Raw genomic sequence first — 26,273 nt, 5'->3', positions numbered from 1 at the left:
GGCTCTGTTATCACCCCTGTGAATCTTGCGAATGGCACTCCGAAATCGGATTTAGGTTTTTCCTACAATGACAGCCATCAAATGCCGCTATCGGAGGATGGTTATGCAATCAGAATTAGGCTGGGTATTTTTCAGTGCAGGTAATGAGCATCTCTCCTACCCGACGCGGGTGGTTGAGATTCATTTAAATGAAATAGATCAATCACTAGTAACAGCCATTTCAGTGTCCGACCATAAGCTGAGAAAAGCCGGTGCGGGCATTGCTCTTGGGCTTAAAGACTGTCTTAAAGGATCGGGCAAAATCACCATAGGAGGACACACCTTATCAGTAAAGTCTTACTCTGTTTTTTCGTCTGATCAACCCATCCTGATGGGCTATCTAGTTGTCGTCTCGAACACAATGCTGTGTCACAACCTTGAACGCTTCTCGACTCAAGATGCATTAAGCCTGGTACGTAACACCATCGTAAAAAACAATCATGCTGGACAAGTTCCCGAAGAGTTGAAGTTAAAAACCCTTCAGGTTGTCAAAATGACCGCGTTGGGTCTAAGCGCCAGTGAAATTGCCGATGTGTTGCATCTAACAAATCGAGGGGTCGATTATCACCTGTCTGTTGCGAAGCAGAAAATTGGCGCAATCAACAAGCCTAACTTAATCTTCGAGGCCAGAAATTTGGGCTGGGTGTAACGCCTCGATCAAACTTCCACCGAAGTCATTTAGCATATTGGCTCTATGGTTCAATCTAGAGAGCAAAATTCTGGTTATAAGCAATCCAGAGTGTTAAAGACACTATGGAATTTATGCAAGTCAGATTTAGATTCAATTTTACACAAAATAATTTCCATAAAAGACAAATCCAAACCATTTTATAAAAAACTGAGATCAAATATGACCTAAAATCAAATGGTTCGGTCATATTCAATCTCATTATCGCCATAATAATTAGAATCCGTATGGCAAAGCCAAAAGTTGACTCTTGGTCAAAAATGGAGAATCGATCGATGATCAAAAACAAAAAGGCACTATCTGGCCTACTCGCATTAATGCTTGCAGGTTGTGGCTCTGACAGCTCTACGACCGCAACACCTGGCCCCGGGCCGGACCCAACTCCAGATAACCCCGCTTGGCAATATGTTGAAAGCGGTAAAATGGCACTCGATACCAGTGGATTAACAGGCCATGTCAATGTGACCTTTGACTACATGAACGAGCAAGTATGGAAGTGGATCCGCGGGATCACCATGGACTCAAGCAAATTCTGCATGACATTGCCAGATAACGTCACCCATCCATGTAACACAGACGTTAATGGCGACGGATTTGTCAATGCCCTCGATGCAAACCTTGCCGGTGTCATTAATCAACAGACAGACATATCTCGAGTCGCAGCCGAAGATATTCATCGAGTATTGTCAACGAATCCCGACGGTCTGGGCGCAGGAACAGCGAGGCCAGACATATTCAAAGAGGGAAGCTACTCTGTTTTTGACCTGCTGCGCTATATGGTCGCAACTCGTGACGACATGAAGTTCGTAGGAGAGATCATTACTCCAGAAAACTCTGACTACAATACGCATGAGTTCACTTTAGCCTACGATCGAAACGGAAATGGCAGCTTTAGCGATGAAGGAGAGGAGTCAAGTAACTGGCACTTTAGATTCACCCAGAGCATGGGCAAGGCCGGGTTGTACAGAGACCATAGCGGGGAGATTCCGTTCAATAGAATGGATATGTTCTTGGTGAAAGAGGAACAACGCATTCGCTTCATTGACGCCTCTTCATCCTTCAAGGCCCGCCTGAAACACCTCTGGAAGAGTGAAGCAGAGCGCCTGGCCTCGAACAATGGAAAAGTCATTGTAGACTGGATTGGCTGGAGCGACGACCCGGAAAACCCAATTGCGACAAACATTGAGGTCAAGGCACACAACCTTAGGAGTGACGTGTACCAAGAGGGCGTCATTACTAACATGGACGTATTTTTGACCTTGGCTGATATGGGACACGACTTCAGGCTCACCTGGTGGCCAACCCTGGAGACTGGCGCTATTGTTAACTCCTTCGCCTTATCCCGTGCCCCTGAACTGGGTAAAACCATAGGGCTGCGCTCCTTCGTCACCACCACTTCTGTCCTGAACGAGTTCGGCAAAGACATCTTTTTCTCAGACCGCATACCAGGGGTCTGTAACTTTGATGCGGTCACGGGTCGCTCCGATACGATCAACACCCCAGTGCCAATGACAGATTGCGTGCGAGACTTCTGGAGTGCATTTGGCATCGGAGGCTTTTTCGGAAACATCAACAACGATCTGTGGATGATGCCTTTTGGTGCCGAAAATGTAGTTTTGTCGAAACAAGATCTAAACAATGCCGGTTACCATAGCCTCGGAACCAAGATCGATAGCGTTTCAAAAAACGAAACCATCCAGTGGGATTACAACTGGCGTCATAATGCGCTTGTGGAAAAAGGCGTTAAGACAGGCTTCATTGACTCTGACATCGTAACTTTGCGCACCCTGACTCCAGCAACAGAAGAAAGTCAGAATGGCAAGGCTCCCCTGTTGAACGAAAACCACTTTGGCTGGAAAGTGGCTGACTGCGCCCTATGCCATAACGAAGAGGCAGCGCCTCTGGGGCATGGCGGCTACTCCTGGCCTGTGAATGCAGCAGACGGATTCGATGAAATCCAGCCCTACTACTGTTCCACTTGCCATGGCAATAATGGTGCTCCCGAAGCCCATGGACGGGAAGCTCGCTGTTTCTGGTGCCACTCAGAAGACAAGTTACCCAAGAATCATGGACCAGCCAGCACTCGCAAGCTGCTGAAACATGAAGATAACTGGATTAATACAGTTACCACGCGTCGCAAAGCAGGAGATGACAACAATATGTATGGATTCTCCGACAACCATAGTGAAGTCCTGGAAGGAGACGAAAAAGGCTATGGCGATCGCTGGGTGTCTTCAAACAATGATTATGACTTCACCAAGAAATTCCCAGACCCATTCTCCTGTGGTACCTGCCACCAAGATAAGCAGTAAATCGCACTACCTGTGAGCCGAATGAAGATCGGTTAACGGCTGTTAATTAAGCCAGTTGTCAATGACAACTGGCTTTTCTATACACCTCGTTATGGACAGCAATTCAGAAGTAGGATTGCATCTCCTCGCTACTGCTCCATTAACTTCAATGAAAGGCTACACCAAGTAGCACTGCATCAGAGTTATAAAGAAGGAACATCTTTACATGTTCCGATTTTACCTTCCTGGCAACCATTAAAAGCAAGTCGTCAATACCAACCTTTTGTCACCTTAGGGTGAATCGCAGTCCAAATAATCAGGCGTATCGTCAAAAAGGGCATACCAACATTGGTATGCCTTCTATTTTATTCTGAGCTCATTCTTCTCAGTCAAGACAAATATCATCGTCTAACAATTGCTTAACTCAGATTCCTGGCACTAGTCGTTGGGATGACAGGTCACACAGGAGTAAGGATCAGGGAAGTCCTCACTGTTGTGCCAGTCGCTGTTGATACCCGTACGTTCACCGGCTCCGTAATACTGCAGGTTATCCGCCTGGTCATGGATGGGCTGCTTAATGCCCCCCCACTCGCCATTAGGACCAGCAAGGCGCTCTGCATCCAGGGTATTCACTGCATTGGCACAAGAACCCTCTTGCATACCATCGAGGTTCAAACCGGTCACGCTGGTACCCTGGCACTCAACGTCACCAAACTTCATGAAACCCGATGCCGAACCGTGGTGAGCCATCTGATTGTCTTCGGTATGACACCAGAAGCAGCGGCTGACTTCACCATGCCCCTTCATGGCGCCATTGCTGCCGTGACAAGCGGCACACTCATAGGGCTGCTCTACCCCCAGTGAGCCCTTATGCACATCATCGTGACAGTTGCGGCAGTCGGCAATTCCCCAACCAAAGTGATCGTCGGTCAAAGGCGCAATGGCGTCATTGATGTCGGCGATTACCTGGTTTTCATAGTCTCCATCTTCATCGACGAAATGGCGTTCGGTGATGTCAAACTGGCCAGGCATCCACGTCTGATAGCCAGCAAAAATCACTCCCTTTGGATAGTGCATGACCTCCTGATCAGGCATGTCGTGGTCCATGAATCCACCAAACTTGTTATACCACTCGTCGATACAGATTTGGGCGGATTCGATGGTATGGCCCTGACCGCCATGCATCCACTGACACTTGCCCTTGAGCTTAGGATCGCCTTCCCCTCTGTCGGCTGCCATCAGTGCACTGGGGGTTGGCCATTCCAGGTCATCCAGGAAGAAGTCCTGAGTTGTAAACATTTCGCCGGTTGCCGCAGCCCAGCCCACCATTCCCTGGGCACGCAGGCCATTGACGGACGTTAACGCGTAGTTGTTAACTTCCGCTTCCGTCGACATGGTGCCCCAATAGGTGAAGCGCACATCGGCCAATCCCTGGTCCTGAAGCGACAGCCACACATCCATGGATGTGATCACGCCGGGCTGAAAGATGTCGGTGCGAAGGTCGTGGGCGGTCACCTCCAGATTTTGAACTTTCACCACGTCATTGCCCTGGGCATCAATTGCCCACACCAACGGCACAATGACTTTATCGCCGTTTGCTCGCCTACGATCCGCTTGCAGCTTGAACTGCATGTTACGACGCTCGGTCACGGCGGAATTGTATGGCTGGATGCGGATGCGCATCTTGCTCTTGGCCAGGCCTAGGTCGGCGCGAACATAGACTGTCTCCAGGTTTGGGGTGCCTTGGAGGCGATCGAACTCTCCGTCGTGCCAGATGTAGGAGGGGTACCAGTCGGTGCTCCGGTTATTCAATTCGGCTTCAGACAGGGTGCCATCGCCATCGGTGTCCCAGGCGGTGCTGAGCAGATGGGTGCCGAGTTCCTCACTCCAGATGGCTTTCACATCCAGGTCGTCGCGGACGTGAGAGGCATAGAGCACCACATCCATTACAGAGAAATGGCCTTCAGCATAGACATCGGGGCGAAGGGGAATGGGGGAGTCAGGCTGTGCCGCATAGGCCTTGATGTCATCGGCCTTCACCTTGAAGATGTACTTACTATCATCCGGGGTAATTTTATTGCGGTTAAACTCGTTATCCGCGTATTCACCCATCGGCGTTGGGGGCTCATCACCGGTGCAATATTGACTGATGTCGACACCGTCACCCTTGTATTCACGCTCCATACAGGGGTACCACCTGCCCAGATAGATGGTGATCTCACCGTCGAAACTGGCCTTTTGTGGCTGCACAATATCCAGTGATTGGTGGGGTTTGCTGCCTGCTGGCGGCTCTACCGGGGGCACTTCCGGAGCCGTTGATTCATCACCATCGGAGCCACCGCAAGCGGTCAGCGTAGCCAATAACAGATATGACGCGCACAGTTGCGCGAGTCTACATGGTCTCATAATCATCATCCAAATTTTGATACTACAAATCCCTGGACAGGCATATAAGCGAATCCAATGTAACTTAGGGAAAAACGATAGACTGAGCCTCTGTCAACTTAGAGCGACTCAGTATCTACCAGCACCAAATATTGTAAATTCGACCACGTTTTTTACCGCTAGAGGCTTCTCACCAAAAGTGTAAAACGCTTATCCTCATGCTTTTTTCTAAGGGGATAACGTTTCCGCCACACTAACTAGAATACTTTTTCACTTTCTCGCTCCCCCTCATTGATCAACACCTCACTAACGCACGAGTGAGATCAGGGAAATGGAGAGTTTCTCCACCGTACTCATCATCAGACAGCCAGCAAAAATCAGAGGGAGCCCAAAGATTAATCCGCCGATCATTACAAGTCCCATTTGGAAGAATCAAAAATCGAATACAACCCTATGAAATAACTATATAAATAGCGTTAACTGGCAAAAGGAAACTGAGATGAATGACCAGATGCTGACTTGTCGCGAACGGTACGCATCGCCAATAGAATAAGTCTAAAATCACATCGTCCCTCGTCCCCAATCCAAGTCAACTGCTCCAGGACCAAATCACAAAACTCCATCAGATCTTCTATCTGATACATCTCTTTCTCAATAAATATATGATTTGCTATAACCATTCCGCCTCTGGAAATTACTATCAGCCGTTTAATGGTCTTTTTCAGCTCCTCTTCACTCGAAATCAATTTCCCCGTGAGAACCAAATTGGTGAAGTTAGCGGCCTGCCACTGAGTTGTCTCATAAAAAATCTCTTTGAATCGATTCCTGGTTTCCTGAGATGCCTGGTTAAAAATCGCAGAATTTGTACCGATCAAGTCCAGGGATGAAAGATCTGGGTTATAGCTTCGAATATAATACTGATAGCAGATTCGGCAAATCACTTTTTCTCTTTCAGAGAGGTCCATACGATCAAACATTCTTAATGATGCTCTCAAGGATCCAACAACAGATCCGAACAGATAAACGAGCAGGTCATCTTTAGATGGGAAAGTTCGATATAATGTACCAGGAGAAACATTCGCGGCCTTACTAAGATCATTCATAGTAAACTGCAAGTAACCGCATTCCCGAATCATTCCTAATGCAGTTTTAGCTACTTTCAACTTTCGAGCATTGTCGTTTTCCATTACTGGCCCCTTAGCTTGATAACTCTGTGGCAGTGGACTCTACATTCGATTCGTTGGCAAGGCGAATTCACCCGCGTCGATGAATCTAAAAATTTCACCCTTTACCTCACGAACGGCATCACCAGCAAATAGCAGCAACATACTGAAGACATTGATTTTAAGAGAGGATTATTAACAACCACGCCCCTTCCCAACCGATTGGAGAACCTCTCCACTTTTTGACGTCGGTAGCCAACCGACGACCTACAGCCCGTGACCTAGCCGGCCTATTCAAACCCTGAAAGTGAAACCGTTTCGCTCCAGATGCAGATTTGTAAAAGAAATGTCACGCCTCGACCCAGGCGACACCCTACCCATGAATCTCTGTCAGCGCGCTCACTCAGCGCCCGTGCCTTTCCACGATACGATCTATTTGCAAAGAAAAATGCGCAAAAAAGGATAACCAAGTGATGATGAAAAAAACTACGCCCCTCATGCTGGCACTGTCAGTGGGCCTGGTTGGCTGTGGCAGTGATGACAACAACAAGATAATACAACTGCCTGACAACCGAGCTCCGGTCACCCAGCCCGATTACGCCACCATAAACCGTGGCGACACTCTGGTGATCGATGCCCTGGCCAACGACACCGACGCCGATGGCGACACCCTGACCATAGTGTCCAGCGATCTGACCATCACCGGAGATGGCAAACTGAGTTTCAGTGCCGCAGCCGATGCCCCCCTGGGCGAGTCCAGCTTCAGCTACACCGTCTCCGACGGTGAGAACCAAACCAAGGGAACCGTCTACATCACCGTAGAGGATGGCGTCATCGAGCCGACCGAGGCCACTTTCGTTACCGCCAAAACCTGTAAGAGCTGCCACTCCAGCCACTACAACGATTGGCAACCGACCAAGCACGCCCAGGATTACCGTCGCCTCTACACCAAGGAAAACAAGACCATTGAGGCGATCATCCCGGAACTGGATTGGGGCACCGAGGCCGACCCCAAGCGTCACACCATTTATGGCAAACCCAATATGGAGTTCTCCACCTATAAAGGGGCCGATGGTAAGTACTACGCCGAACTGCACGATGCCGTCAATACTGACGAGTCTGCGGTGTACCGTATCGACGGCATCTCCAGCACCGTCTCCAAGCAGTTCGTCAGCTACGACTTCCCCTCCGACAACGATCCCAACGTGGAGAGCAGTTATGGCCGGATGATGCCCTTTGCCTGGTATAATAAAGGCGATGTGGCCCGGTTCACTTCGTTCTACACCACCGGGATTTTCTGGAACCAGGACGGCAGCCTGGTCAAAGACGGCGAGATGGTTATGTCATACTTCCCGCCTGCTGGCCCCATCGACCAGCGTGAAGAACTTAAGAAGATGAGCTGGGACAACCAGTGCTTCACCTGTCACACCACTGGCGGCAATGTTGAGGGGTGGGACGTCAGCGAAAAATACACCATGCTGGCTGCTCACACCAACTCCAAAGACTCCGATGCGGTAGAGGATGGCATTAGTTGCGAACGCTGCCACAACGAGGGCTCCATTCACGCCACCAGCATGAGGGGCGACGACATCACCAACCCGGGCAAGATGAGCTTCCAGCAATCCGTGGATTCCTGCGCCCAATGCCACCAGATGGCCAAGCATCCGGACATCTACCACTACTCTCAGCCCTACCTGCCTGAGTTCGATGAAGATGGCAACATCACCACCAACCCCGGAAAGCACTACCGAACCGGCGATGACCTGAGCCTGTTTACCGAAGTGGATACCCAGGACGTGTTCCTTGGCACCGACTACCCCAAGGGGCAGAAGAATCAGGTGGCCACCTACATGACCTCCAAGCACTTCGAGATGCAGATCGACTGCGTGACCTGTCATGACCCTCACGCCATGGGCATGCAGAAAGAGGGAGATGCTCTGTGCACCCAATGTCACCAGGACCGCGGCACCAACCACACCCTGCCAATCCACGACATGGTGGGTGTCTCCTGCGTCGACTGTCACTTCGTCGCCACCGAATCGGTCGCCAACCGCTGGAGCAACGACAACCACAGCTTCGATGCCATCAGCCCGGCCGAGTCCCTGGCCAACTTCGATGCCCTTGCCCCCTACTCCCGTGGTGAAGGCACCGATCCCGTGATGACCAACTGGTGGAACTACATCCAGATGATGGGTGGCGCCAATGGAGTGTGTTACAGCGACGGAATCTTCCGCCCGAGCCAGGTGTGTGATTACTTCGATGTCCTGCCCAATGCCTGCAGCGACTGTCACGACGATGAATATCCCAAGCCTGGGGTGTTCGACGAGACCGAACGCGCCAAACTGGTTGAAGGCACAGAGCGCTACCAGCGCTTCCTGGACCAGCAGAAGTAACACCTTCTTACCTAACCCTAAAAGTGGGTAATTCAGGGCAGCGGCATCAGCCGCTGCCCTTTTTTGTATTCGGCGTCATTGTCTATCTGAATGACATAAGCTTAGATCTCAGTAGCGAAATGACGCCTGAACATTCACAAAAACCTCGCCAAAAAGTGAATCATTTTAACCTTGAACTCATCGTCCAATGGATAAAAATAGACACTATATATAGATGCCAAACCTCTCTTTTTATCCGCTACTGTTTTCACTATCGAATCAAACATAAATTTGTGAACTGGTTAAGCGATCAACGCCACACCGTTCGCGAATCGGAAAAGTTTTGCGTTTGCCTTCAAATCAACCCAGCGGAAAAATGTAATAGCAAACTGCAGACATGCAGATTGCCATTTAATATTTTCACAGGAATGATGATGAAAAAAAATAAACCTATTGTGTGCTGCTTTGATTCCATTGCTTTTTGGGTGCAATGGCAGTGATGACAGCCCGGTTGAGGTAAAAAACTCTGCCCCTTTAGCAAACCCGGATGAGGTTACCCTCTATCAGGGGGAGGCCGTATCAATCGATGTACTAGCCAACGACACCGACCCGGACGGCGACACACTAACCGTCGTTAAAGCCGGCAACCTGACCGTCGAAGACAATCAGGTACTCTATGCCGCCGGGGAAGATCAACCACCGGGCGAGATCTCCGTCTCTTATACAATCTCCGACGGTACGCTGGAGGCCAGCTCCTCCATTACCATCAACGTTCTCGAAAAAGACACTGAGCTGCCTCCCTTAAGCCGGGGAGAGTTTGTCGGCTCAAAGGAGTGCGCCACCTGTCACAGCCGTCAGTATGACGAGTGGAAAGATACCCGGCATGCTACCGTGATGCGCAAACTCTACACCGAAGAGGGCCATACCATCGACGCGCCCTGGGGCACAGAGGATACGCCCCGGGTTGTCTATGCCGACTATCAGCATAAATACACCACCTATATGAAAGGAGATGAATACTGGGTGACTCTGCATGACGGTGTGGATGCCACTAAGGAGGTCTCCTATAGAATTGACGCCGTAGGCTATCGCACCCAAATCAATTTCTTCAGCTATGACCAGGAGAAGAACTCCCTGCAGGTGCTGCCGTTGGTGTATTGGCCCGACACCGGTGTCGGCGAAAACGAGCGATGGACAACCTGGCTATCCTACTTCTGGTATAACCCGGATGGTTCATTCATCGCCGAGCCCACGTGGAGCATGTACAGGTCGATATCCTCCTACGAGAACAAATGCGCAGAGTGTCACTTGACTGCATTTGAAATTGATAAATGGCAGCAATTGCCTATCGGCTTCCCTGTGGTCACCGAGTCCAATATCTGGGACGCCCACTGGGAAACGGGCTGTGAAAAGTGCCACGGCCCCGGAGCCAAGCACAGCCGCTCTATGAACAAAGAGGACATTGTTAACCCAGCGGACCTGACCGGCGACAACAAGGGCTCAGAGTGCTCCAACTGTCACCAGTCTGGCATGCCAGCCAACAAGCCTATCCCATATGCATTGGAGCTGCCCTACAAGTTCAATGAGGAGAACCCGGAAGAGAAAGGTGAGCATTTCAATGTTGGCGACAACCTGTCCGACTTCTACACCTATATGGAAAGGGCGAACTGGATCGGTAACGGCCATAAGCGCGGCTCCAAGAGCCATCCGGAGGAGATCGCGGCATCGTCCCACGGTGAAGCCGGACTGACCTGCAGCTCGTGTCATAACCCCCACTCCCAGGAACTCAAGTTGCCGGGTGACCAGTTGTGCAGCTCCTGTCACACGGATAAGGACAATGCGGCTCACAAGATGACCAGCCACGATATGCTGGGCGTTGAATGCATCGACTGTCACATGCCGTTCAGCAAACACAGTTTTGAGCGCTCACGTCGTTATGATATTCGCAGCCACTCATTCAAGGCCTACTCGCCAACCGACTCTTTGGCCGTTTATGATGCACTTCTCCCCTTCACCGAGGAGGGCGCAGATGAGGAGCAGGATCTGACCAAGGCCTGGCAGACCATCCAGGCTATGGGCAATTGCTATGAAAACTTCGCCTACCCGCCGAACATGAAGCAATGCACTCAATTCGACATCATGCCTAACGCCTGTTCAAGCTGCCATAGCTCAGAGTTCCCCACTCCCGGCGTATTCAGTGATGAAGAACGTAACAAGCTCATCGAAGGTGAGAAGCGCTACCAAAGATTCCTGGATGCAAGCACTCAATAATCGATGCAGCTAATTATCGCTAGTTGAGTTTTCTAAGGCGCTTCGATGAAGCGCCTTTTTCTATCGGTGCCATAGCTACAAATAGACCTGCGGTAAACATGGTTGCCAGTTGATTGTTTCGGTGATGCAGGACATAAAGACCACAAGTCTGTGTAAAGTCACAGTTGGTGACCCCCACCTCCTTAGCTAGAGTCAGGTGATATATTCCGGCTTATGCTCCATGGATGCCTAATGCAATACGAAATCTCTCCAGCCATCTCCGTAAAATCACTGTTGAAATCGGGCAGAGAGATAGGGGTATCCAGGCTTAAACCTTATAATCATATTCTGCAACTGCATGACTTAGAGCCAATAGGTAAACTCACCGCAAACAGAATATTTCAAGTCATGGAGGAGGAAACGGGCAACGATAAGTTTTTTACGAACCACCTCCACAGAATGGCCTCCTCAACCCACCCCGTGTTACCCAATATTGTCGGTCAAGATAACCTTGCCCTCTCCTCAATGTGTCGATACTTATTGGTTTACTCTTCAACCATTGCCAACCCCAACCTATCCATTGCCTGCGACGGCACATCCCTGAAGCTCTCCCACACCCATGCAAGGAAGGACCTGGTGGGTAAATACAGTGACTTGAACATGATCATCTTCCTGCAGTTGATGATGCGTTATGCCGGGCTGAAACCAAGTTCAATGACACTGAAGCTGCCACTTGGAGGGAGGTTTTATGGAGGAGACAAGCCCTGCCTGCAACACGCGGAATTTGACGGCGATGCCTTCGAATTCACTATCAACGGCCCTGACGGCAGTAGGGCTCTGCCCGGCGCAGGTTGCCTGGGTAAGCGCATTGGCATAATCAGGCAGGTTCAGGCAGCACTGAACTCCCTGCCCTTCGAATGCCTCAATGTAGAGCAGTTGTCCCTGATGCTGGGTTGCTCACGTCGGCATCTGGAAATAGTGTTGCGACAACAGGGAGAAACCCCTCTTAAGATGGTTAATGCGGCGATTTTTTCCAGGATGCAGCAGGCTGTTGTTCGGCACAACTGGAATGTGAAGGCGGTGATGCACGAATTCGGAATACGCAGCCAAAGCTCTGTCACAAAGAGGTTCGTACACGCCAGCGGCATGACATTTAAGGAGTACAAGGAGTGGTGGATGAACCCGGGAGGCAAGCCGCTAGGCGAAAATCACCTCTTCAGCCCCGTCTAAAGCAGCCTGATTCACCGGCTGACACAACCGGTACCGGCAGCAGGGGGTAAGGCCCAGTCACGCCTTCGAAACCGAGAAGGCAGGCGGTCCTGCCAACTTGGGAGCCCTGGAACAAAACGCCCCCGAACTCAGGTTCAGGGGCGCCTTTTTGATGGAGACTTTGGCCTTAGTTGATGGCCAGCAGCTCCACTTCGAAGATCAGCAAAGAGCCTGGCGGGATCTTGCCCACACCGCGATTACCATAGGCCAGGCGGGCAGGAATAAACAGGCGGGTCTTCTCACCCTCTACCATGCGCTGCACGCCCTCGGTCCAGCCAGGGATCACCTGGTTCAGCTTGAACTCGATGGGCTCGCCGCGATCCACTGAGCTGTCAAACACCGTGCCATCCAGCAGAGAACCGTGGTAGTGAACCTTCACCTTGTCCTTGGCAGTTGGGTGCACCGCGCCGGCGCCAGGCTGCAGCACCAGCATCTGCAGGCCGCTTTCTGTGGTGATCACCCCATCGCGCTTGGCGTTCTCCTCAAGAAACTCATCGCCAATGCGGGCGTTCTCCTGGGCCACCTTGCCATTGGCGGAGCTCTTATAGAAGAAGTAGCCGACCAACAGCACTACCATGGCGATAATTATGTACTTGGACACTGTTTATCCTCTCGATATCTAAACAGATTTCATGGTAGCAGGGGCAGTGACCCGGGCTCAAGACAATGGTGGCTGACGAAGAGCGAGAATCGACTTGGGCCACCCGGCTATTCGCTCATAGTGCAGCTCTCCATCGGGAAACAGCGCCGCCATCATGGGGGTGTTCAACAACCTGGCACTGTCGACTGTGGCGATGGCTGCATCCAGGTTTGTCGCCTGCTTCCAGTTCCCCAGGGCAAAACGCTGAACCAGGGCCAGTTGCCAGGGACGGGGCAGCCAGTGAAAACAGGGCGTCATGCAGTGAGGCTCTATAGGGAACCAGTAATGGGGTGTCTGGACGAAGTAACCCTGACCGACGCGGGCTATCTCAGCCGCAAAACGCCTCATCCGCTGCCAGTCGCCCACATGCTCAATCACCGAATTGGAGTGCACCAGATGAAAACTGTGGTCGTCGCACAGGCTCAGGTTGCAACCATCGGCTTTAAGCTGGCGGAAATGGCCACGGCCGGTGTCTCTCTTGTGAGGAGCGGGGTTGGCAATGGTGATCTCCACCCGATGCTCTGACAGAAAAGACTCAGGTACGATGCGCCAGTACTGCTCGGTGCCGCCGATATCCAACAGCCTCACCGGCTCCCCCTTGGCCGACAGGCGCTGAATCATTCCCAGCAGAGGCTCAAGCCTGGCACGCCTCAACCTGGCCCCCAGGCAACGGCTGTCCTGATAGTTGACCAGACGCCTGGCCAAGGTTCTGGTTAGGGGCACGGCGGCTCCTTAGGGGCGCAACCTCAGGCAATAACCTTCAAGGATAGTCGCAATTAGAGAGCAGCGTTGGGGAGAGATAGCGAAAGGGGGACAAGAGAACCGAGTTAAGGGGAGATGATCGCCGGGGCGGCTCGAATCAACGACGCTGCCTTAGCGAAGAATTCAAAGGCAGCTTTTCAAACCACTATCGCGGGGCCGAACTAGGGAGAGATGATCGCCTTCGGCGTTACTCCGCTCATGCTTCGCTCCGTTGCGAACTGGAGAGCCCAAACCAAGTCCTCCCGTAACGCGCATAAAGAAAAAACCCCTGCACTTCGTGCAGGGGCTTTTTCTTTGTATGGCGGTTAGGGAGAGATTCGAACTCTCGATACGTTGCCGTATACACACTTTCCAGGTATGCATGGCAGCCCATAGTAATTTGTGGCTTTACCGAGCCAAGTGTCTATAGAGATGTATCAACAGACCGACTCCTGGGCTGCGCACGCATAGGCGTGCATTTTTTCCGCTTCGCGGAGGGCAGCCACTCGGACACCTAACCAACGAAAAAAGGCTCAATCTTTCGATTGAGCCTTCTCTCTTATATGGCGGTTAGGGAGAGATTCGAACTCTCGATACGTTGCCGTATACACACTTTCCAGGCGTGCTCCTTCAGCCACTCGGACACCTAACCATCGAAAAAAGGCTCAATCTTTCGATTGAGCCTTCTCTCTTATATGGCGGTTAGGGAGAGATTCGAACTCTCGATACGTTGCCGTATACACACTTTCCAGGCGTGCTCCTTCAGCCACTCGGACACCTAACCATATTTTTGATTTGTTGTTTTACGAGCTTAAATCTAACTCGGTGGTTTGATGGCTGAGAACCCCGCCTGGGGCGTGGTTATGCTGCGCTGCTGCAGCCACTCGGACACCTAACCAATTTGTTGCGAACAGCGATGCTTCATCGTTGCTGCGGATGCGTATATTAGGGAGACAGGCTGGGGATTGCAAACCCTTTTTACAGATTTCCTGTTGAATGCTCTAATTTTGTTCAGCCTGCCAGCTCTGCTGGTTTAGCTGTGCCAATTGCTGCGCCATTCGCTTGCGCGTTTCCCCAAGCAGAGTCTTCATCTGCGGCCTCACTCCCTCATCCACCTCATCCAGCCTGGACTCAAGAAACCCTATTTGGCTGCAGCTGTCGTTGAACTCACCCAGCGCATCCTGGAGCGCTTTCTCCCGCTTCCAGGGTTTGTGGGGCAAACACACCTCCTTCAGGTAACGCTGAGCCTTTATCCTCAACCTCAATCGGTGCCAGTCCTCGGCGGTACCACTCTCTCTTGCCCTGTGCAGATCCTTTTCCGCCTTACGGGTAAGTTTCCGCTCCAACTTACCGGTGACCTCCTCGAAAGCCTCTTCACCCTTACCCCAGGGAAGTGACAGGCAGACCAAGCACAGCTGCCTCTCCCGCTTAAGTTGCCCCAACGCCAGGTACAACTGTGTGAAAGTTTCCTCCCGCCACTGCCTTACCAGGGCAGCCAGGGGGTGCGCCTCTCCCAGTGAGTCGGCAAACACATCCAAATCCCGCATCCGGTTGCTGATGCGCGCCTGCTGCCCGGTACTGACCAGCAGGGCCTGTACCGCCTCTTGGGGCAGGTAGGGACGATAGAGTTTCAGCAGGCAACGCAGCTTTCGCAGGGCCACGCGATATCGGTGCAACGGCTCGATGTCCCCATGGCAATCCATCGCCATTCCCTGCTCCAGGGCATGCCGATACAGTGACGCCAACCTTGGCTGCAACTCGGTGATCAGGCGGGTTCCCATAGGAGATCTCCAGATATCAAACACCAAACAGTCTAGACTCTGAATCCCAGTCGGTGTCTTATGGCTGTCTGAGGCGACCGGGCTTTACCCGGACAGCCAATCCCCCTATTCTCGTGATTTCCGACGAATACCGGAGCATCCCTTTGCCACAACGCGGCTTCACCCTGATAGAGATTGTGGTCGTCATGATTCTGCTGGCGCTGCTTGCGGCCGTGGCCTTGCCGCGCTTCATCTCCCTGAGTGACGATGCCCACCAGGCCCAGGCCCGGGCCATCTTTGGCGCCTTCAGTTCGGCGGTGGGGCAGTTTCATGGGCTGTGCATGGCCAGGGGGGGAGATATCATCGGCCAGGGGGCCCTGGGAGTCGGAGGTGGGCTGGATTTTCCCGAGTTGGGTGTGCGCTCCAGCACCCTGGGCAGCTGCTATCCTGAAGCCGGCCTGGGAGATGGGCGAATCAGTGATTTTACCGATTGCCTGCAAACGGTAGAGGGGCTGCTCGAGCCGGTGCCCGATCACAACATCAGCGCCCTGCCCCAAAACGAGGCCAGCTACCAGGAAGCGGCCAACTACCACACCCTGGTGATCCACTACGCCGGCGTTCACCAGTGTGAACTCTACTATGTCGCTTCCGGTGAGGGTCTGGCCAGCCCCAGGCTCAGCTATAACGGCCTGACCGGTGAGATCACCACCCGCTTCTAACCCGCACTTACTCATAAAAAAACGGGGCCATTGGCCCCGCTTTTTCTAACCCTCTGTCCGTCAGGCGTTGCCCTTAACCTGCATTCTCAGGTCGGCGGCAAAATCCAGCATCCGGTTCAGCGGAATCATCGCCTTCTCGGCCAGGGACTCATCCACAAACACCTCGTGGTCCGTCAGGTCGTCGGTGTTCAGGCAGCGTTCGATGGCCTGCAGGCCGTTCATCGCCATCCAGGGGCAGTGGGCACAGCTGCGACAGGTGGCGCCGTCACCGCCGGTGGGGGCCTCGAGGAAGGTCTTCTCCGGGGAGAGTTGCTGCATCTTGTAGAAGATGCCGCGGTCGGTGGCCACGATGAAGGTCTGATTGGGCAGCTCCTGGCTGGCCTTGATCAGCTGACTGGTGGAGCCCACCGCGTCGGCAATCTCAACGATAAAATCGGGCGACTCGGGATGCACCAGCACAGCCGCTTCAGGATGCTGCTTCTTCAGATCCACCAGGGCTCGGTACTTGAACTCATCGTGCACCACACAGTGCCCCTGCCACATAATCATCTCGGCACCGGTCTGCTTGGCGATGTAACCGCCCAGATGACGATCCGGCCCCCAGATGATCTTCTTCTCTTCACTGTCCAGGTGTTCAACGATCTCCAGGGCGATGGAGGAGGTCACCACCCAATCGGCACGCGCCTTCACCGCCGCCGAGGTGTTGGCGTACACCACCACGGCATGGTCCGGGTGCTGGTCGCAGAATTCACCAAACTTATCGGCGGGACAGCCAATATCCAGGGAACAGGTGGCCTCAAGAGTCGGCATCAGCACCCGCTTCTCCGGAGTGAGAATCTTGGCGGTCTCCCCCATAAAGCGCACACCGGCCACCACCAGAGTCTTGGCCGGGTGTTCGTTGCCGAAGCGGGCCATCTCCAGGGAGTCAGCCACACAGCCGCCGGTTTCCTCGGCCAGGGCCTGGATCTCGGGATCGGTGTAGTAGTGCGCCACCAGAACGGCGTCTTTCTGCTTCAGCAGGGTCTTGATGCGCTCACGATACTGCTTCTTCTCCTCGTCGCTCAGCTTGGCTGGCTTGGGCGGGAAGGGATAGTGCATATCGTCCAGTTGAGGGACTTCCATCATGATTCTTTACAACAGCCTCTAATTTGGGTCTGACGCCATTATACCTAATTAGAACCGCCGTGCTAAGTCACAAAATCGATTAAGAAGGTCAAAACTGTCTTAACTTTGGTGCAGCAAAAGGGTGGGAAACGTTCAGAAAGGCATAAGCCGGATATTGGCGGGCCCGACTGGGCCCGCCACAGTGGGATTCATCAGCTGAGGTGGAGCATCATCTCCGCCGGATTCTCCAGCAGTGACTTCCACAGGTTGCAGAATCGGGCGATGGTACCGCCGTCAATCACCCTGTGGTCGCCGGACCAGCTCACCTGCATGATGGTGCGGGCTTCCACCTCACCCTGCTCATTGAACCTGGGCAGGGTTTGCAGCTTACCCAGAGCGACGATGGCCACTTCAGGCTTGTTGATGATGGGGGTGGCCACGGTACCGCCCAGGGCGCCGATATTGGACACCGACAAAGTGCCGTCACGCAGGTCTTCCGGAGAGACCCGGCCATCACGGGCAGCAGTGGTGAGTCGGGTCACCTCCTGGGCCACTTCGATGATCGACTTCTCCTGCACCCTCTTGACGTTGGGCACGATGAGGCCCATCTTGCCGTCCACCGCCATGCCGATGTTGTGGTCACCCTTGTAGGTGAGCTCACTGCAGTCGTCGTTCACCTGGGCGTTGAGCACAGGGTACTCCTTGGCCGCCACAGACATCGCCTTGATGATAAAGGGCATCAGGGTCAGCTTGATTCCCTTATCGGCGTAGCGCTGCTTGAGGGAGGCGCGCAGAGTCACCAGCTCGGTCAGATCCAGCTCTTCACAATAGGTGAAGTGGGGAATGGTCTGTACCGAGGCGGTCATCTGCTTGGCCATGGCAGCCTTGATGCCGCGGATGGGTTCCACCCGGTCTTGAGAAGCTGGCGCTGCTACCTGTGCCATCGGCTGTGAAGCGGCAATTGGCTGGCTCGGGCCGTCCACAAAGGCCTGGATATCCTCCTTGTAGACCCGGCCGTTCTTGCCACTGCCGGGCACCTCGGCAATATCCACATTCAGGGTCCGGGCCATGCGCCGCACCGCCGGACTGGCCAGGGCCTTGCCCTGGGTTACGGCGCCGCTGTCGGCAGCTATCTGGCGGTTCACCGGTTCGGGCGCCTCTGCCGCCGCAGCTTGGGCAGGGGCCGGCGCCGCCTTGGCGGGCTCGGCCTGATCCGCGCCGCTCACGGTCAGGGAGAACAGCGGCTCATGCACCTTGGCAATCTCCCCCTTCTGGTAGTGAAGCTTGTGGATGGTGCCACTCTTCACCGCCGGGATCTGCACCAGGGCCTTATCGGTCATCACATCACAGATGGGCTGGTCCTCGACCACCTCATCCCCTTCGCTCACCAGCCATTCGGCCACCTCACACTCGACAATCCCCTCACCGATGTCCGGCAGGATAAACTCCTCCACCTGCTCGCCCTGGGGGGCGGCAGCGGACTGGGCCACAGGGGCCTCTGGCTGTGGCGCCTTGGCGGGGGCTGACGGGGCGGCCACGTCGGCGCTGGCCCCGTTGAGTTCCACCGAGAACAGCGGCTCATGCACCTTGGCCACCTGGCCCTTCTTGTAGTGCAGTTTGACCACCTTGCCATCATAGGGCGCCGGGATCTCCACCAAAGCCTTGTCGGTCATCACCTCGGCGACCACCTGATCCTCTTTGATCTCGTCGCCTTCGGCCACCAGCCAATCCATCACCTCACACTCGACGACGCCTTCGCCGATGTCCGGCAGGATAAATTCCTTAATCATGCTGCGCTCCCTTAAAACTCTACGCTGGCCTTGATGGCTTCAAAGATCTTCAGATGATCCGCCATATGCGCCTGTTCCAGCGCCAGTGGGTATGGAGTGTCCATGCCACACACCCGGGCGATGGGGGACTCCAGGTGCAGGAAGCACTCCTGCTGAATGGTGGCGGCGATCTCGCCGGCAAAACCACCGGTGATGGGCGCCTCGTGGCTCACCAGCAGGCGGCCGGTTTTGCACACCGACTTGGCCACGGTGTCCACGTCCCAGGGCAGCAGGGTACGCAGGTCAATGATCTCGCAGCTGATGCCGATGTCGGCAGCCATCTTGGCGGCCTTCTCAATCAGCTCCATCTGGGCACCCCAGCCCAGCAGGGTGATGTCGCTGCCATTCTGCACCACCTGGGCCTTGGACAGGCTGATGGTGTATTCGCCCTCGGGCACCTCACCCACGGAGGCGCGGTAGAGGCGCTTGGGCTCGAAGAACACCACAGGGTTGTCATCGCGGATGGAGGCCAGCAGCAAACCCTTGGCTTCATAGGGGTTGCGCGGCACCACAATTTTCAGCCCTGGGGTGTGGGTAAAGTAGGCCTCGGGGGACTGGGAGTGGTAGTGACCGCCGGCGATGCCACCGCCATAGGGGGTGCGCACGGTCAGGCGGCCGACGTCAAACTCGTTGCCGGAGCGGTAACGGAACTTGGCGGACTCGTTCACCAACTGGTCGAACGCCGGGAAGATGTAGTCGGCAAACTGGATCTCGGCAATGGCGGTGCTGCCCTGGGCAGCCAGACCGTTGGCAAAGCCGATGATCCCCTGCTCGGTGAGCGGGGTGTTGAAACAGCGCTCCTTGCCGTACTTCTCCTGCAGCTTGGAGGTGGCACGGAACACACCGCCGAAGTGGCCGACGTCCTCACCAAACACCACGGCGGAGTCGTCGGTGGCCATGGCGATGTCCATGGCGCTGTTGATCGCTTGTAACAGGTTCATCTGGGCCATGGGTTACGCCTCCTTGCCACTGTCTGCGGGGTAGTGGTCGGGGTAACGAGCCATGTGATCCCGGGTCTCTTGCAGTTGTTTCTCCAGGTGCTCGGGTACGATGTCGTACACGTCAGTCACCAGGGTGTCGTAGGCAGGCTTGGGCAGGGTTTCCGCCACCTTCACCGCCGCCAGCACCTCCTTGCGGTACTGGTCGTAGAGGGCCTCATCCTGCTGCTCACTCCACCAGCCCTGGGCCAGCAGCCACAGCTTGAAGCGCAGCACCGGGTCGTGCTCGCGCCACTTGGCCTCCTCCTCTCGGGAGCGATAGCCGGAAGGATCATCGGAGCTGGAGTGCGCCCCCAGACGGTAGCTCATCGCTTCGATCAGCACCGGCTTGTTCTCCGCCACGGCGATGGCGCGGGCCTGCTGTGTGGCGGCCAGCACCGCCAGCATGTCGTTGCCGTCCACCCGGATGGTGTTGATGCCATAGCCCACACCACGAGGGGCGATGCCGTCACCGGCAAACTGCTCAGAGGTGGGGGTGGAGATGGCGTAGCCGTTGTTGCGGCAGAAGAAGATCGCCGGGCAGTTGAGTACCGCCGCCATGTTCAGGCCAGCGTGGAAGTCGCCTTCGGAGGCGGCGCCTTCACCGAAGTAGCACAGGGTCACCGCCTCTTTGCCCGCCCGCTTCTGACCATAGGCGTAGCCTGCGGCCTGGGGGATCTGAGTGCCCAGAGGCGAGGAGACCGTCATGTAGTTGAGCTCGTTGCTACCGTAGTGGATCGGCATCTGACGGCCCTTACCCAGATCCTTCACGTTGGAGAACATCTGGTTCATAAACTGCTCGGTGGTGAACCCACGATAGCGCAGGGCCGCCTGCTCACGGTACTGGGCCATGATCATGTCATCCTGACCCAGGGCCGCGGCACTGCCCACCACGGCGGCTTCCTCGCCGATACAGGTCATGTAGAAACTGATGCGGCCCTGACGCTGGGCGGCCAACATCCGCTCGTCCAGTACCCGGGTAAACACCGCAGTGTCATAGATTTTGAGCGCCAGTTCCTGATCGATGTCAGGCAGGGTGGCGCCGGGGTAAGGGGTTCCGTCGGACTGCAAGATCTTCAGTTCAGGGATCTTCAAAGCGTGACCCGAGGTCATGACCGCCTTGTGCACCTGATGTTGAGGTTCGAGGCTCATTATTTCGCTTCCGTCTTGTGTCTGAGGCCAGCATCCCTGGCCGTTTATTATCACCAAACCTGGGTTTGGCCTTGTTATGTTTGGGCTAAGGTTACTGCCTGCCCATAGGGTGCTCAAGGTGGGAGCCATCCATGATCGCGATCACACTTTGTCAGCTGTATCGCAATATTTACAGTGACTTCTCACCAAGCACTCTAAATCTACTCAAATCGTTCGTCTATCTCTGTGGGCACCACAGTCAACAGCGCCCGCTGACCGATGGCCACATTGGCGTTGGGGAAGATGATCGACTCCGCCACCTCCCCGACCCTCACCTCCAGCTCGCCATCGTTGGCCAGCAGATGCCCCGGGGCGAACTCGGTAAAGTTGGCCTGATCATCGGCGAAGGTGAACTGAAAATCTTCATGGTGCTTGTTCACCACCTGGCAGACATCAAACACCACACTCTTCGACAGGGGCGGATAATCCAGCGCCTCGGCGGCAATCAACCTGGCCAGCTGCGCCTTGCAGGAGGCGAAACGGCTCATGTCGTTCTGGCCGAAGGGGAACACCTTGCCCAGTTCCACGGTGAAGGCATCGGCGCCAAACTCGTTGGAGGAGAAATAGCTGTAGGTGGTGGTGGGGTTGTGGGACAGCAGTATGGTCTGCACGCCGCACCCGGCCAGGAAGCGGATCTGCTCGATGCTCCAGGGGCGGCCCGGGCGGTAGGGGTAGACCGCAAACTTCTCCCGCTGGGAATCGCGGATGGCGGTATGCAGATCGTAGTGGAACCGCTTGCGTCCCGGCTCCTTGAAAAACTCTCTGACCGTCTGCTCCAGCAGGGCCGCCCGGCGCTTCTCATCGTTGGGCTCCCCCTCGGCGTGGGCGCCACTGAACAGCCGGTTCATGTTCTCTGCCACGCCCCGGGTGCCATTGACCATCGCCTGGGTATTGCCCAGTTGCACCAGCAGCCGCTGGCGACAGATGAGGCTGCCATCAATGATGGCATTCACCAGCTCATTCACCAGCTCTATGGGGGCGGTCTCATTGCCGTGGACAGCGCAGGAGAGCACGATATCGCTGTCGCCGGGCTCAGCCGGTTCGATGGCCAGGATGCCGGTATCGATGAGGGTCAGCAGGGTGCCGTCGGCCAGGGTGCGGCTTTGCGGTTGCTTGCGGGGGTGGGGATGGGCCAAGGTCAGCGCCAAAAGATCCTGGTGTTCAAATAACACGTCGCACTCCAATTGCTTTTTTCTTGTGCTGGCCATTGTAGCCTCAGAAGCCGCAAAGCGGCACCCCGGACGATTAAGATTCGGGGTTGCAATCTGTCATGGAGCTGATACAGTTTACGGACATTTGGACGTTTAGCCGTCTAGAAATCCAGATTAAGGAGTCACAGTATGGCCATTGCCACCTTCGGTGCAGGATGTTTTTGGGGTGTAGAGCAGTTCTTCAAAGAGCTCGATGGCGTGACCTCGGCGGTGTGTGGCTATATGGGCGGCGAGCAGGACACCCCCAGCTATGAGCAGGTAAAAACCGGCGAAACCGGCCACGCCGAGGTGGTGCAGGTGGAGTTCGATGAAGCACAAATCAGCTATCGGCAGCTGCTGGACACCTTCTGGCAGTTCCACAACCCCACCACGCTGAATCAGCAGGGTGAGGATCACGGCAGTCAGTACCGCAGCGTGGTGTTCTTCCACGATGATACCCAGCGCGACATCGCCGAGGCCTCCAAGGCGCATCAACAGGCAGAGGGGTATTGGAAGGAGAAGACCATAGTCACCGCCATCGAGCCGGTCACCACCTTCTTCCGCGCCGAAGAGTACCACCAGGGTTATTTCGACAAGCACGACCTGCCCAGCTGCCACATCGCCCTGTACTGAGGCCCGGCTCTCGACCAAGCCGCTGTTTTCGGCGTCGACGCTGGGCACTAGAGGGTCAGGGGAAGCACCGCAATGGGGGGGCGCTCAAAGGTGAGATCCCACAGCTGCCTCGCCTCGTTGAAATGGCGCCGGGTGCACTTAAAGCCAAATTTCTCCAGGATCCGGGCAGAGGCGACATTCTGCTCGAAGGCTTCCGCCACCAGAGGCGCATCGGGGTGGTGCTCCGCCACCCAGAGCATCAGCGCCGCCATCGAGGCACTGCCCAATCCCTGGCCCCAATACCGTCGGGCCAGCTTGTAGCCCACCTCGTAGTGGGTGCTCTCCCCCCGATAGAAGGCGGCGGTGCCGATGCTGCCGAGAATGGGGTGTTCCACCACCCACAGCTTCAGCCCCTCGGGGTCGTCGTAACCCGCCAGCAAGCTGGGCATCTGCGCCTGAATCTGCGCCAGCGTCTGCGGGCCGCGGTCGGTAAAGCGCATCACCTCTGGATCACGCTCCAGCTCATAGAGCCACTGCTCATCCTCTGCCGTCAACAACCTGAGACTCAGTTCGGTCAAGGCTTTCTCCTTAGTTCTGCTCCGGGGCTTCGATACGATCTGCCACTACCCTGCCCTGCTCTATCTCCAGAACCCGGGCCCGTTCATAGACCAGCTTAAAATCCAGCTCCGGCTTACAATCGAGCAACTCTCCCTGGGGCAGAGTCAGCTCACCGCTGAACCATTGGGCAAACAGCGGGCCATCGGTGAGCCGGTACTTACCCCTGATCTCTTTCAGATACAGCCGGCCGTCGTCAATGGACCAGGTGCCCAGGTATTCACGCCAGCAACAGGAGGACAGCAGGGCTTTATCCACCTCCTCCCACTCGGCGTCGGCACGCGGGGCTACGCCCTGGCCAAGCGCTGGCAGGGATGGCCAATCATCGAGGGCATGAAACTCACCATCAAGATACATAAAATCCGGTGTCTGTGCGGTCATCGCCCCTCCTCCCTTACATCATCAAAACGGCTTATTTTGAGATAGATGCGCCCTCCAAGGTGGCTCTCCACCTCCCGGGCACCGCCCCTCAATGCCAGTTCACCTAGCCCCCACATGGTGATGGTTTCAGCCATATTGGGGGAGGATCTTCCCGGTGGCGATGGCACTCATCACCACTACACCACTCCTGGAACCCACTGACCTTACCGCTCCTTGGCTGTTTTGCCTAACCCTGGGGCCACAACTCACGCATTAACCATGCCTTTATCACGACACCTCTGACAAGCCGTCTGGCCACCTGCTGTGGCACTAGTCCAAAAAAAACGGCAGCCCAGGGCTGCCGATTTCTACGAGGTCGTCGCTTATTTGGCGGCGAACACGCTGTCCACCAGGGCCTTGGCATCCTCAATCAACTCAGCCAGGTGAGCTTCGCTCTTCAAGCTCTCGGCGTAGATTTTGTAAATCGCCTCGGTTCCCGAAGGACGAGCGGCAAACCAGCCGTTCTCTGTGGTGACCTTCAGCCCGCCGATGGCCGCACCGTTGCCGGGAGCCCGGGTCAACTTGGCGGTGATCGCCTCACCGGCCAGGGCATCAGACTGCACCATCTGCGGATCCATCGCTTTGAGCAGCGCCTTCTGCTCATCGTTGGCGGGAGCATCGATGCGGCTGTAAAACGCCTGACCAAACTTCTGCTCCAGACGGCGATAGTGCGCGGCAGGAGATTCGCCGGTGACCGCCAGGATCTCTGCCGCCAACAGGCCCAGGATGAACCCATCCTTGTCGGTGGAGAAAGCGTTTCCGGCCTTGTCCAGGAAGCTGGCACCGGCGCTCTCTTCGCCGCCGAAGGCCAGATCGCCGCCGTGGAGGCCGCTGACGAACCATTTGAAGCCCACTGGCACTTCGTTCAACACCCGACCATGGTCCGCCACCACCTTATCGATGATGGCGCTGGACACCAGGGTCTTACCCACGGGCAGATCGCTGCGCCAGTTGGGGCGATGCCCCAGCAGGTAATCGATGGCCACCGCCAGATAGTGGTTGGGGTTCATCAGGCCGCCGTCGCGGCAGACGATGCCGTGACGGTCGAAATCCGGATCATTGCCGATGCTGATGTCGAACTGATCTTTAATCTTCAGTAGGTTGGCCATGGCATAAGGCGAGGAGCAGTCCATGCGGATCTTGCCGTCTTTGTCCAGTGGCATAAAGGCAAACGCCGGGTCCACCACAGGGTTGGCCACGTCAATATCCAGGCCATAGCGCTCGGCGATGCGAGGCCAGGTATGGATGCCGGAGCCGCCCATGGGGTCGACACCAATTTTCAGGCCCGCCTTGCGGATCGCCTCGAAGTCGATCACCTCGGCCAGGTGCTCCACATAGGTGCCAATCATGTCCACCTGCTCCACCAGGCCGGTGGCCATGGCCACGTCCAGGGTCACCAGACGCACGCCCTGCAGACCATCGCTCAGATAGGCGTTGGCACGATTGGCGATGTAGCCGGTGGCGTCGGTGTCCGCCGGGCCGCCGTGGGGTGGGTTGTACTTGATGCCCCCATCCTGTGGCGGGTTGTGTGAGGGGGTCAGAATCAGGCCATCGGCCAGGTCGCCGCCCTGGCGGTTGTGATCCAGGATAGAGTGGGAGATCACCGGGGTGGCCACAAAGCCACGCTCCTGCTGAACCCGCACCGTCACCCCGTTTGCCGCCAACACCTGCAGCACAGAAGCAAAGGCGGGCTGACTCAGGCCATGGGTGTCAAAACCCAGGTAGAGGGGGCCGGTGAATCCCTGCTCACTGCGGTAGTCCACCACGGCCTGGGTAATGGCCAGAATATGCTGCTCGTTGAAGGAGCGATTCAGCGCACACCCGCGATGACCCGAAGTGCCGAAACTGACCTGCTCGGCGCCCTGGCTTGGGTTGGGTTTGAGGGTGTAGTAGCTGCTGATGAGGTGGCTGATGTCAATAACATCAGCCGGGCTGGCAACGCTGCCAGCCCGGGAATGGATTGCCATAAATTGTCCTACAAAGTGGCTTCCGTGCGTCGGAGTAGTAAAGGTAGCGGC

Annotated in this window: 20 protein-coding genes and 2 tRNA genes; 7 read left to right on the top strand and 15 right to left on the bottom strand. The window is 55.3% G+C overall.

Features of this window, described 5'->3' with window-relative positions; genetic code table 11:
• Positions 1-103 precede the first annotated feature (103 nt).
• Complete coding sequence (locus G505_RS0106995) at positions 104-688, top strand: helix-turn-helix transcriptional regulator (RefSeq protein WP_028108925.1); 585 nt, start codon at positions 104-106, stop codon at positions 686-688.
• A gap of 314 nt (positions 689-1,002) precedes the next feature.
• Positions 1,003-3,039 (top strand): hypothetical protein, encoded by a 2,037-nt coding sequence (locus tag G505_RS0106990; protein ID WP_035385149.1) that lies wholly within the window; start codon positions 1,003-1,005, stop codon positions 3,037-3,039.
• A 417-nt stretch (positions 3,040-3,456) separates the two neighbouring features.
• On the opposite strand, the gene G505_RS0106985 is transcribed toward G505_RS0106990, so the two are convergent.
• A complete protein-coding gene (locus tag G505_RS0106985) occupies positions 3,457-5,268 on the bottom strand; it encodes a cytochrome c3 family protein (RefSeq protein ID WP_028108923.1) in 1,812 nt (603 codons plus the stop codon).
• Between the two features lie 611 nt (positions 5,269-5,879).
• Positions 5,880-6,590, bottom strand: a complete 711-nt coding sequence (locus G505_RS0106980; RefSeq protein WP_084643897.1) for a TetR/AcrR family transcriptional regulator — start codon at positions 6,588-6,590, stop codon at positions 5,880-5,882.
• Positions 6,591-7,039: 449 nt separating this feature from the next.
• Here G505_RS0106980 and G505_RS0106975 point away from each other — a divergent pair, with 449 nt between their 5' ends.
• From G505_RS0106975 to G505_RS0106965, 3 genes are all read left to right on the top strand, one after another.
• Positions 7,040-8,959, top strand: coding sequence for an Ig-like domain-containing protein (locus G505_RS0106975; protein WP_084643896.1), 1,920 nt, complete (start codon positions 7,040-7,042; stop codon positions 8,957-8,959).
• A 444-nt stretch (positions 8,960-9,403) separates the two neighbouring features.
• Entirely contained in the window at positions 9,404-11,209 is a 1,806-nt protein-coding gene (locus tag G505_RS0106970) for an Ig-like domain-containing protein (protein WP_157509088.1), read from the top strand.
• A gap of 231 nt (positions 11,210-11,440) precedes the next feature.
• Positions 11,441-12,418 carry a helix-turn-helix transcriptional regulator gene (locus G505_RS0106965; RefSeq protein ID WP_028108919.1) on the top strand — a complete coding sequence of 326 codons (978 nt, stop codon included), beginning with the start codon at positions 11,441-11,443 and terminating at the stop codon, positions 12,416-12,418.
• A 166-nt stretch (positions 12,419-12,584) separates the two neighbouring features.
• Here G505_RS0106965 and bamJ read toward each other — a convergent pair whose 3' ends face one another.
• From bamJ to G505_RS0106940, 5 genes are all read right to left on the bottom strand, one after another.
• The gene (gene bamJ / locus G505_RS0106960; RefSeq protein ID WP_084643902.1) at positions 12,585-13,034 is read right to left on the bottom strand and encodes a BamJ family beta-barrel-assembly machinery protein; all 450 of its coding nucleotides are present in this window, start codon (positions 13,032-13,034) and stop codon (positions 12,585-12,587) included.
• An 81-nt stretch (positions 13,035-13,115) separates the two neighbouring features.
• Positions 13,116-13,820: a methyltransferase domain-containing protein gene (locus tag G505_RS0106955; protein WP_051215950.1), complete on the bottom strand. Its 705-nt coding sequence runs from the start codon at positions 13,818-13,820 to the stop codon at positions 13,116-13,118.
• Between the two features lie 582 nt (positions 13,821-14,402).
• Positions 14,403-14,490: transfer RNA gene (locus G505_RS0106950), tRNA-Ser, on the bottom strand.
• A gap of 44 nt (positions 14,491-14,534) precedes the next feature.
• Positions 14,535-14,622, bottom strand: a tRNA-Ser gene (locus G505_RS0106945).
• 217 nt (positions 14,623-14,839) lie between these two features.
• A complete protein-coding gene (locus tag G505_RS0106940; RefSeq protein WP_028108916.1) occupies positions 14,840-15,619 on the bottom strand; it encodes a CHAD domain-containing protein in 780 nt (259 codons plus the stop codon).
• Positions 15,620-15,762: 143 nt separating this feature from the next.
• On the opposite strand from G505_RS0106940, the gene G505_RS23450 reads away from it, so the two are divergent.
• The gene (locus G505_RS23450; RefSeq protein ID WP_051215949.1) at positions 15,763-16,317 is read left to right on the top strand and encodes a type II secretion system protein; all 555 of its coding nucleotides are present in this window, start codon (positions 15,763-15,765) and stop codon (positions 16,315-16,317) included.
• Positions 16,318-16,377: 60 nt separating this feature from the next.
• On the opposite strand, the gene nadA is transcribed toward G505_RS23450, so the two are convergent.
• From nadA to astE, 5 genes are all read right to left on the bottom strand, one after another.
• The gene (gene nadA, locus G505_RS0106930) at positions 16,378-17,442 is read right to left on the bottom strand and encodes a quinolinate synthase NadA (protein ID WP_028108915.1); all 1,065 of its coding nucleotides are present in this window, start codon (positions 17,440-17,442) and stop codon (positions 16,378-16,380) included.
• A 191-nt stretch (positions 17,443-17,633) separates the two neighbouring features.
• Positions 17,634-19,211 (bottom strand): dihydrolipoyllysine-residue acetyltransferase, encoded by a 1,578-nt coding sequence (locus tag G505_RS0106925; RefSeq protein WP_028108914.1) that lies wholly within the window; start codon positions 19,209-19,211, stop codon positions 17,634-17,636.
• An 11-nt stretch (positions 19,212-19,222) separates the two neighbouring features.
• Positions 19,223-20,200 (bottom strand): alpha-ketoacid dehydrogenase subunit beta, encoded by a 978-nt coding sequence (locus tag G505_RS0106920; protein WP_028108913.1) that lies wholly within the window; start codon positions 20,198-20,200, stop codon positions 19,223-19,225.
• Positions 20,201-20,203: 3 nt separating this feature from the next.
• On the bottom strand, positions 20,204-21,379 hold the full coding sequence (locus G505_RS0106915; RefSeq protein WP_051215948.1) for a thiamine pyrophosphate-dependent dehydrogenase E1 component subunit alpha: 1,176 nt from the start codon (positions 21,377-21,379) through the stop codon (positions 20,204-20,206).
• A gap of 200 nt (positions 21,380-21,579) precedes the next feature.
• Positions 21,580-22,626, bottom strand: coding sequence for a succinylglutamate desuccinylase (gene astE, locus G505_RS0106910; RefSeq protein ID WP_051215947.1), 1,047 nt, complete (start codon positions 22,624-22,626; stop codon positions 21,580-21,582).
• 132 nt (positions 22,627-22,758) lie between these two features.
• Between astE and msrA the strand changes: the two genes are divergently transcribed.
• Positions 22,759-23,241 (top strand): peptide-methionine (S)-S-oxide reductase MsrA, encoded by a 483-nt coding sequence (gene msrA / locus G505_RS0106905; RefSeq protein ID WP_028108910.1) that lies wholly within the window; start codon positions 22,759-22,761, stop codon positions 23,239-23,241.
• Positions 23,242-23,288: 47 nt separating this feature from the next.
• Here the strand turns inward: msrA and G505_RS0106900 are convergent, their stop codons facing one another.
• The 3 genes from G505_RS0106900 to pgm all read right to left on the bottom strand — a co-directional run bounded on the left by G505_RS0106900 (position 23,289) and on the right by pgm (position 26,222).
• A complete protein-coding gene (locus G505_RS0106900) occupies positions 23,289-23,798 on the bottom strand; it encodes a GNAT family N-acetyltransferase (protein WP_028108909.1) in 510 nt (169 codons plus the stop codon).
• Positions 23,799-23,808: 10 nt separating this feature from the next.
• Positions 23,809-24,216, bottom strand: a complete 408-nt coding sequence (locus G505_RS20785; RefSeq protein WP_051215946.1) for a hypothetical protein — start codon at positions 24,214-24,216, stop codon at positions 23,809-23,811.
• A gap of 362 nt (positions 24,217-24,578) precedes the next feature.
• A complete protein-coding gene (gene pgm / locus G505_RS0106885; RefSeq protein WP_028108908.1) occupies positions 24,579-26,222 on the bottom strand; it encodes a phosphoglucomutase (alpha-D-glucose-1,6-bisphosphate-dependent) in 1,644 nt (547 codons plus the stop codon).
• Between the last annotated feature and the right edge of the window lie 51 nt (positions 26,223-26,273).

The organism is Ferrimonas futtsuensis DSM 18154 (genome assembly GCF_000422645.1).
GTDB classification, from domain to species: domain Bacteria; phylum Pseudomonadota; class Gammaproteobacteria; order Enterobacterales; family Shewanellaceae; genus Ferrimonas; species Ferrimonas futtsuensis.
This window is presented reverse-complemented; position numbering and strand designations above follow the sequence as displayed.